This is a genomic window from Trinickia symbiotica (genome assembly GCF_002934455.1).
Lineage (GTDB): Bacteria > Pseudomonadota > Gammaproteobacteria > Burkholderiales > Burkholderiaceae > Trinickia > Trinickia symbiotica.
The window spans coordinates 1-7,909 of the sequence record NZ_PTIR01000046.1; the positions used below are offsets into that span (position 1 = coordinate 1).

Annotated in this window: 9 protein-coding genes; 2 read left to right on the top strand and 7 right to left on the bottom strand. The window is 65.9% G+C overall.

Features of this window, described 5'->3' with window-relative positions:
- Positions 1-491 precede the first annotated feature (491 nt).
- Positions 492-1,397 carry a hypothetical protein gene (locus tag B0G57_RS30440; protein WP_104489619.1) on the top strand — a complete coding sequence of 302 codons (906 nt, stop codon included), beginning with the start codon at positions 492-494 and terminating at the stop codon, positions 1,395-1,397.
- A gap of 35 nt (positions 1,398-1,432) precedes the next feature.
- Complete coding sequence (trfA, locus tag B0G57_RS30445) at positions 1,433-2,308, top strand: plasmid replication initiator TrfA (protein ID WP_158256647.1); 876 nt, start codon at positions 1,433-1,435, stop codon at positions 2,306-2,308.
- Positions 2,309-2,909: 601 nt separating this feature from the next.
- Here the strand turns inward: trfA and B0G57_RS30450 are convergent.
- From B0G57_RS30450 to B0G57_RS30480, 7 genes are all read right to left on the bottom strand, one after another.
- Positions 2,910-3,215, bottom strand: a complete 306-nt coding sequence (locus tag B0G57_RS30450; protein ID WP_104489621.1) for a hypothetical protein — start codon at positions 3,213-3,215, stop codon at positions 2,910-2,912.
- Between the two features lie 43 nt (positions 3,216-3,258).
- Positions 3,259-3,489 (bottom strand): hypothetical protein, encoded by a 231-nt coding sequence (locus B0G57_RS30455; RefSeq protein ID WP_104489622.1) that lies wholly within the window; start codon positions 3,487-3,489, stop codon positions 3,259-3,261.
- Entirely contained in the window at positions 3,486-3,719 is a 234-nt protein-coding gene (locus tag B0G57_RS30460; RefSeq protein WP_104489623.1) for a hypothetical protein, read from the bottom strand. The genes B0G57_RS30455 and B0G57_RS30460 overlap by 4 nt, the downstream gene beginning before the upstream one ends.
- Positions 3,720-3,747: 28 nt before the next feature.
- Positions 3,748-4,656, bottom strand: coding sequence for a helix-turn-helix domain-containing protein (locus B0G57_RS30465; RefSeq protein WP_104489624.1), 909 nt, complete (start codon positions 4,654-4,656; stop codon positions 3,748-3,750).
- Positions 4,657-4,679: 23 nt separating this feature from the next.
- Positions 4,680-5,759: a hypothetical protein gene (locus B0G57_RS30470; RefSeq protein ID WP_146098882.1), complete on the bottom strand. Its 1,080-nt coding sequence runs from the start codon at positions 5,757-5,759 to the stop codon at positions 4,680-4,682.
- Between the two features lie 325 nt (positions 5,760-6,084).
- On the bottom strand, positions 6,085-6,828 hold the full coding sequence (locus B0G57_RS30475) for a helix-turn-helix domain-containing protein (protein ID WP_104489626.1): 744 nt from the start codon (positions 6,826-6,828) through the stop codon (positions 6,085-6,087).
- 150 nt (positions 6,829-6,978) lie between these two features.
- Positions 6,979-7,575 (bottom strand): helix-turn-helix domain-containing protein, encoded by a 597-nt coding sequence (locus B0G57_RS30480; RefSeq protein ID WP_158256648.1) that lies wholly within the window; start codon positions 7,573-7,575, stop codon positions 6,979-6,981.
- Positions 7,576-7,909 lie beyond the last annotated feature (334 nt).

Here is a 7,909-nt window from a genome sequence, read left to right on the forward strand (position 1 = left end):
TCAGCCCCGGTCCCGGCGGCCAGCCGGGCGGGGGAGCCGTCGTCTTCGCGGACGCAAGCCGGAGCGCATCGCGCGACAGGCGGCCGGGAAGGCGATGGGGGCGGAGCCCGGGCTCCCACCCCACGCAGTGGGGCGGGCAAGTGCGTCCGGGAACCCGCTTCAGCGGGTAGCCGGGCACCAGACCAACTGGACTGGTCGACCGGCGTCCCGGAGGCACTTGCCCGCCCCGCGTAGCGGCCCCGAAGGGGTGGTCCGAAGGGCCAGGTGGGAGCCCCCACGAGCCCGCAGGGCGCTGTAGCTGTCCGACCGCAGGGCGGACAGCGTGAAGGCATTGCCCGGGAAGGAGGGCGGCGCAGCCGGCCGACCTAGGGCGATGCACCACTCCGACCTCCGAAGCCCCGCACGCGCCCGATATTCCAGCCCGCACGGCGCAGCTGGAATGCCGGCAGGGATACTGCCTCGGCATCGGCTTGCGAGCGCTATACGCTTGCATGAACACACCACTTCCTCGACTCGACCAAGGCGAACACGCGGCGCTCGCCCTGCGCTTCATCGGCCGCTTCGTCTGGCTTCGCGCGGCAGAGCTGGGCCGCCTCCTCCACCCCGGCCGGCCACACGCTCGCAAGTACGCTGAGAAGCACCTACGCAAGCTCCTCGAGCTGCGCCTCGTCGTCGCCCGTCCGCTCCCCGGCCGGGATGCCGGCGCGGCGTACGTGCTGTCGACTCGCGGGGCCCAGTACCTCAACGACTGGAACGCTGGCCAGGTCGCCTACACCTACCGCGCGGGAACCGACTGGGGCACCTCCTCCGGCGGCCGCTGGGAGCCGCCGCGCAGTTGGCGGCATGACCTGCTGAGCACGGGCGTGCTCGCGTGTCTGCGTGAGCGCGGTTGGAGCGCCTGGCCGGAGCCGCAGCTGCGCCACCGCGTGCCACTCGCGGCGAAGCATCCGGACGGCCTCCTGCGCTTCGAGGTGCCAGACGGCAGCCAGAAGGGCGTATGGCTTGAGGTCGAGAACGCGCGGAAGTCTGGCAGGAACATCGACCAGCTCGCGCGCGCGGTTCTGCGTGCAGCGCTGGGCCGCCCGGTCTATGCCTTCCCCGAGATGCTTGCCGACACACCCATCCGTCACGGCATGGTAGCCATCGACCCGAACGCGCGCGACGAACGCGGCCGACGTCTCGACCATCTCAAGCGCCTTCAATCAGCACTCAGCAAAGTCCCGATGGTCGACGGCACTGAAGCCATGGTGCATGTCGCATGGCTGACGTTCCGGGGCGTGGGCGTTGAGTCCGTGAGCCTTGAGGTGTTCGCCTTCCGCTGGCCAGAAGGGCGCTTCGTGAGCGTAGGCCGTGAGCGAGAGAGCGAGCAGGAACAGGTCGAACGGTCATCGTCATGAGCGAATCTCTTACACTCCCGTGGCAGGAGGAAGCGATGCGGGCCACGAAGAAACCGATGCACAAGCCGCTGCAGGACGCGCTGGACACCCTAACCAGCAGGCGTCGAGCAGCCCCACCGAAGAAGGAACCGGCAACGCCGGCGCCCCAGATGACGCTCGACCTCTGGCCTGATGCAGTGCGCGGCGTGCCGAACGCCGTTCTTCGCGGTGCGCTCTTCTGTGTCTCGCAGCGCCGCGCGTGGGCCGACCGCGAGCTGCTCGCGGCCGTCGACGGCATCGAAATCCGCTTCAAGGGCCAGCGCTTCAACCAAACCGACCTCGACCTCTGGGAGATGCTCGTGCATCTGGCGCGCACTCAGCCGCTCGGCAGCCGGCTCGATTTCACGGCGCACTCGATGCTCCAGGCGCTCGGACGCGGCACCGGCAAGACGCAGCACGAACAGCTGCACGCTGAACTCGTGCGCCTGAAGGCCGGCGCAGTCGAAATCACGTGGACCGGCGAGAAGAAAAGCTTCGTCGGTGGTCTCATCGGCAACGTGTACCGCGACCACGAGACCAACCGCTACGTGGTCATCCTTGACCAGCGCATGATGACGCTCTACGCCGACGGCTATTCATACGTCGACTGGGGGCAGCGCCAGGCGCTCGGCACCAACAGCCTCGCGAAATGGCTGCACGGCTTCTATACCAGCCACGCGTCCCCCTACCCGTACAAGGTCGACACCATCAGGAGCTTGTGCGGCAGCAGCACCAAGGCGCTATGGGAGTTCCGCCGGCTTCTGAAAAACGCGCTGGACGAGCTCGTGCGCATCGGCGCTATCAGGCGCTGGCACATCAACGACCAGGACCTTGTACACGTCATCCGCGTGCCCTCAGTGGCTCAGACGCGGCACCTCGGCAAGCGCTCCTGACAACCTGCACTTTCCACGGCATCCGGAACAGGGCCGGCACGGCATCCGACCCATGCCCCCGCCTCACGGCATTTGACCCATGCCGCGGGGACGGCATTCGACCCAGACAGGGACGGCATTCGGAACAGGGAAGGCACGGCATTTGACCCATGGAGGCACGGCATTTGACCCATGCCGGGACGGCATTTGACCCATGGCCCGGAGGCAGGAAAACCGCCGCTCTCCCTAGTGGTACGGGGCTTTGCTGGAATGTGGATAACCGCCCCTAATCCTCTTTTAATCTTTTTCTAATCCCGAGGCAGGCATCGGCCTGTGGAAAACTCAGGGGCCGGGTGTTCGTCCTGGTGTTCATCCAGGCCCCCTGAGGGGGCCGAGTAAGGCCCCCGTCGCCCTTCGGGCTCAACACCCCTGAGTGGCGCGCGCGAGGCGCGCGCAAGGCATCAACAGAACCTTGGGAAAAACACGCTCGCCGCTGGGCGTCTGCCGGGGGCTGCTTTGCAACCCCCGACAGAGCCCGGAGCGTGGGCCATTCCGTCAGCATCAAGGCCGAGCCCTTCGGGCCGCTGCGCGGGCCTTGACCCTGCCTCCATGGCGGGGCTTTTCAGGAGGCAGGGGAGTGCGTGGCCAGCCAGTCTTCGGCCTGGGCCAACGCGTCTTCGTGCGCTTCGTCGACCAGGTAGGCCGCCCAGGCGTCGACCGGCTTGGCGCTCTGTGCCTTGGCAAGCCATCGACCGCGCTCTGCCTCGGTCAAAGCGTTCCACCATGCGACGCCGGCTTCGGGCTCATGGTCTGGGTCAGCGGGGAACACGCCCCCACCGACCTCGACGTCGTCTTCGAGCAGGCGCAAGCACCATCCCCCGCCCAGGTGTGCTGGGCGAGGGTTGATTTCGTATCCGTAACGCGTCATCGCGGTCTCTCCCTTCTTTGGTGATAGCGGATTCTGGCCCAACTCAGCCGAGGCGCTGAGACTTCGGCCGACGCCAGGCACTCAGGTCTTCGCTGAATGCCTGCTGCGCGGCGACGAGCCGCGCGAATCGAGCCGCTTCGGCCTTGACCTGGTCGGACTCAGGCCCGAAGCGGGCCGACAGGAACGTTACGGAGAACTTCATCGCGTAGGCAGCGTCGCTTAGGGCTTCGCAGATGGCCGAGAAGTCCTCTTCGCGCAGGTGGATGGTCTTCACGCGGCCTCCCTTACCTCGACGGCCTGCACAGCGCTGATTGCCACGCGCAGCGCCTCGATTTGATACATCGCTTGCTCCATCAGATGCGCCGCGACGTGGGCACAGTGGCCCAGCGTGTCGGGTGTTTGCGGGGCGTGCTCTTCGGCAATGTCGCAGATGGCACTGACGGCCAGCAGGGTCTTTTCGAGTTCGCAGACTTGGCTCTTGAGGGCGTTGGATGCGGCGGGCATGGTGGTCTCTTCGTTGGTGTGGTTTGTGTCAGGCCGTGGCCTGTTTCAGGGGAATCACTTCGTCCGGAGCCTCAACGGCGACGCCGGGAAACTCGACTACATCCGCCGTGGCCAGCTTCTTCATGAGCGACGACAGATGGTCATGCATGGCTTGCAGCTCGTGAGTGAGGCCCTTGGCCTTCAGCGCCTGCCGAAGCCTGGTGTTCTCGGCCGTCATTTCGTCCAGCCGCGCGGCTTGGCGCTGAATCTCGGCGCGCAGGTCGTATAGCTGACTCAGCGCGGAGCGGTTGAGGTGCAGGTCGCTAGGCGAGTAGCGGATGTCCGGATAGGTGCTCGAGCACAGGAAGGGCTCGCCTTCGATGTGTTCGATATGGAAGTCGTGGAAGCCCGGGCGGGTCAGGAAATACTCCGGGTCCTGCATCGTCGTGTGCATCACCCACCACATCGCGAACGGGATTTCGCTCTTGCCGCTTTCCCAGTTGCGGATGGTGCGCGGCGTCACGCGCACCAGGTCGGCCGCCTGCTCGACCGTCAGGAACATGAAGTGTTCTCGCCAGCTCTTGAAGTCGCCCGCCGTGATGCGCTGCTCTCGCATCGCGAAGGCATAGCGGCTCTTGATGAGTTCCAGCTTGCGCACGCCGTCCGCTTCAGTCCACGGCACGGCCGGGTATCGCGTTGCACGGGTGACATCGTAGGGAGGGAGGTTATCGGCAGCTTGCAGCGGCTTGAGATTCAGCCGCTCCATCGTCTCGGCCATCCGCTCTTCCGGCGTCGTTGGCCGGTGTCGACGGCCGGCGCTTTCGCGCTGCGCGGTGCTCGCCGGCGCGGCCGGCCGCTTCAATCGAGTTACCTTCGGGTCCTGCGGCCCCAGGCCGTGGGCCGCTTCCCAGCGCGCGAGCGCTTCGGCCTTCTTCGTGTCGATTCGACGGGACGGCATACTCCACCCTCCGAAAAACGGGGTTACGCCGCGACGAGATAGCCCGCGCGGTGGGTTTCCTTGATGCGTAGGTATTCCCGGACCTCTGCCGGGTTGAGCGGGCGCTCATGGGCGGCCCGCATGATGTCTGTGCCAGGCTCAACAGACCACGGCTCGTGCGCCGTCGCCATCCAGTGCGGCATCCGCTTGCGCGCGTAGTCATCGCACAGTGCGCGAACCATGCTCAGCGCCTTCTCCCGGCCGCCGCGCTTCGCCGCGCGCAGAATCATTGCGAGCCCCGGCCGCCCGAGGGCCGGGTGTGTCGCCCGAAGGTGGTCTTCGAGCGCGTATTCGATGATGAGCGGCGGGGCTTGCTCTTCGAGTTCCAGCTCGGCCTGGGCATCCTGCTCTTCCTCGTCTTCCCACTCGGACGGGGACGGGATGCCGAGCTTCTTGGCCAGGTTGCCGGCGTGAAATCGATTGGTCGAGCCCAGCGCCCCAATCGCGCGTTGCCATTCGGCACCGCGCTCAAGGTCGCCCACGGCGGCCATGTCGAGCAGCTGGGACAGCGTCTTGCCCTTCTTGCGGCCGAGCTTCGTGCTTTGCGCTGACAGCTCGTGCGCCGCCTCCATCTTGGCCGCGTAGTCGTTGAGCCGGTTCGGCTGGAAATCGAAGCCCCGGTCCGTGCAGCGGCCGCCGGCTTCCTCGACGGCCTTGAACCACGCTCCCTTCAGCTCGGCTTCAAGCGCTTCGAGGTCGGCCGCTTTGTCGTGCGTGAGGAGCACGTGAAGGTGCGGATGCAGGCCGTTCATACCCACAGTGACTTCGAACGCCTTGAATTTGCCCACGGACCCGGCCTTCTTGTAGACCTTGGCCATGCGCCGGTCCATCAGGCCGTACGCCTTCTTCAGGGCCGCCACGGGCACATCCCAGGCTTCGTTGTAGCTGTGGGCCAGCGTGAACGTCACGAGGCTGCCGGACAGCCCCTTCTCGTGCAGCGCGGGGAACAGCGCGCCACGCAGCCACGAGCGATTGCGCGCCACGGTCGCACGTGCGCACATCTCGCACGTCCAGTTGCAGCCGCAGATGAAATGCCCCGTCATGCGGGCCTGTTTGGCGTCCACCTCTATCTGAGCGACGCCTGCCGGCGCGCCGTGGGCCTTCCACCGGCCACAGCCGGCCACAGAGGAACCCCGGAGGTTTTCGCCTTCGTTCGACCAATACCCAGAAACGAGCCGCTGGGCTGCCGCTTGGCGGATGTACGGGCGGTACGCGCGGGCGGCTCCGGCGGGCTTCGCGGGTGGAGTATCCCTATTCTTCCCGAGGGACGTGCTACGCACGCCAAAACCCGCGCCTTCCGACGATGCGGAAGCGCCAGGCTGACCGGCCGAAAACCGGGTGCCTGACGCCTGTGCGAGCTGGGGAAAGAGGGCCATCCGTCCGCCGCGCTCAGAGACCGAAAGCGCCGAAGAGACCGTCGAGCACGTCCTCCGGCTGGTCTTTGCGCGCCTTCACCTTGGCGGTCGCTTCCTTGTCGCCGGCCACTGCGGCGTGCATGTCGGACTGCTGCTTGGCCAACAGGTCGCCTTGGGTCTTCGGCTTTTCCTTGCCATCGGCCAGCGCGTCGCTCGGCGCTTGCACCAGCTCACGGCCGAACAGGCGCGCGAACAGCGTTCCGTTCTCGGCCAGCAAGCGCGTGATTTGAGCGTGCAGGCCGGCCGTCCTCGCCGAGTAGTCGCCCGTCGTCAGCAGACCGGCCGGAGTGAGCTGCTTGCCCAGCAGCGTTTGGATGCGCTCTTCGTTGCGGTCGATGTGCTCCAGCATGTTGTCGACCTCCTCCAGTGGCAGGGACGGGTCGATGCGCATGTGCTGGATGGTCGAAGAGACCTTCTTGCCCGGGGGCGTGTCGGCCTGCTTGGTGCCGATGACGCCATCCGTAATCACAGTGCCGTCCGCCTTCTTGGCGTCGCCCGCCGGCGGGTCGTTGAACGGGTAGCCCTGGTCGGCGTAGAAGTCTTTGAGCTGCTGGAGGAAGCCCGCGTCCGGGTTATAGCTGCCGGTCTCGAACTGCTTGATTTTGTGCAGCAGCAGGCCGGATTTCGCCGCTGCATCGCGTTGGCTCATGCCGAGGTAGTTACGGGCGGCCCGGGCTTCGGCCGGGCTCAGAGGAAGGTCTGAAGTGTCGAGTGCCATGTTGGGCCTCCAATGGTTTAGAAAGTACGCACTTGTCGTGCGGCTAAACTTTACCATTGGTTTATCAAAACGACAAACGAACCGTTTTCCAACCATTTCGGACACAAAAAAGCCGGGGCCACTTTCCCCGGCTTTTGCCCGTCCTGCGGCTCAAGTCTGCTTCCCTCGTCGTCGCGTAGCAGCGGCCTCTACCTTCGCGGACAGCTGGGCAACGCGCTCATCGGTCATTCCCCTTTCGATGGCCTCTTCCAGGGGCTTGCCCATCTCCTGCCCGATTACCTCGAGCACGGCGAAGGCCTTCTCCATCTCCTTTTTCCCGTGGCGGCCAACGATGATGCCTTCGAGCAGCGTTAGCACGGCCGCCGCTTCTTCCTTAGACACCATGTTCAGCATGGCCATCAGCTTCATGCTCTGGGCGTACTGATGCGCGGCGGGCGAAATCACGCGCCCTTGGGCGTCCGTTGCGGGCTCCTGAAAGTCCTCACGCCCCCATAGTGCCCGGTTCGCTGAGATACCCAGCGCCTCGCACAAGGCGCGCAGCTCCCGCGTGCCCGGAACGCTTCGGCCGGTCTCATACCCCTTGATGGTGTCGCGAGAAATACCGGTCTTCAGATGCAGCTCCTGCTGCGTCATGCCGGCCTTTTTTCTCGCTTTCACGAGTTCCACGCACACCGGGTCGAGCGGCTTGTGTGCCTGAGGCACTGGCTTGTCGGCTTGGGGTTCGATGTTGGTTTCCTCGTTTTCCATCGTGGGAAAACCACGGTTCAACCGCCCGGACCGCCTAGTGAAACCTAGGGTTCCCCGGTTTTCCCGTGGTGTTGAATTTCGACACATGACGATTCTACCCTCCATATGCCGCGTTCTATAGGGCGCGCTCTATAGGTCGCGCACGCCGGAGCGACGCCAGGGGGAGCCGCTGAGGCGGTGCCCGGACGCAAGCCGGGAGCGAAGCGGACAGGCGGCCGGGTGCCGGCTCAGTGGGGGCGTCAGCCCCGGTCCCGGCGGCCAGCCGGGCGGGGGAGCCGTCGTCTTCGCGGACGCAAGCCGGAGCGCATCGCGCGACAGGCGGCCGGGAAGGCGA

What these genes read in the sequence shown, in the direction of transcription:
- B0G57_RS30440 (WP_104489619.1), top strand. Translation starts at nt 492, where the DNA reads ATGAACACACCACTTCCTCGACTCGACCAAGGCGAACACGCGGCGCTC.
- trfA (WP_158256647.1), top strand. Translation starts at nt 1,433, where the DNA reads ATGCGGGCCACGAAGAAACCGATGCACAAGCCGCTGCAGGACGCGCTG.
- B0G57_RS30450 (WP_104489621.1), bottom strand. Translation starts at nt 3,215, where the DNA reads ATGACGCGTTACGGATACGAAATCAACCCTCGCCCAGCACACCTGGGC.
- B0G57_RS30460 (WP_104489623.1), bottom strand. Translation starts at nt 3,719, where the DNA reads ATGCCCGCCGCATCCAACGCCCTCAAGAGCCAAGTCTGCGAACTCGAA.
- B0G57_RS30465 (WP_104489624.1), bottom strand. Translation starts at nt 4,656, where the DNA reads ATGCCGTCCCGTCGAATCGACACGAAGAAGGCCGAAGCGCTCGCGCGC.
- B0G57_RS30475 (WP_104489626.1), bottom strand. Translation starts at nt 6,828, where the DNA reads ATGGCACTCGACACTTCAGACCTTCCTCTGAGCCCGGCCGAAGCCCGG.
- B0G57_RS30480 (WP_158256648.1), bottom strand. Translation starts at nt 7,575, where the DNA reads ATGGAAAACGAGGAAACCAACATCGAACCCCAAGCCGACAAGCCAGTG.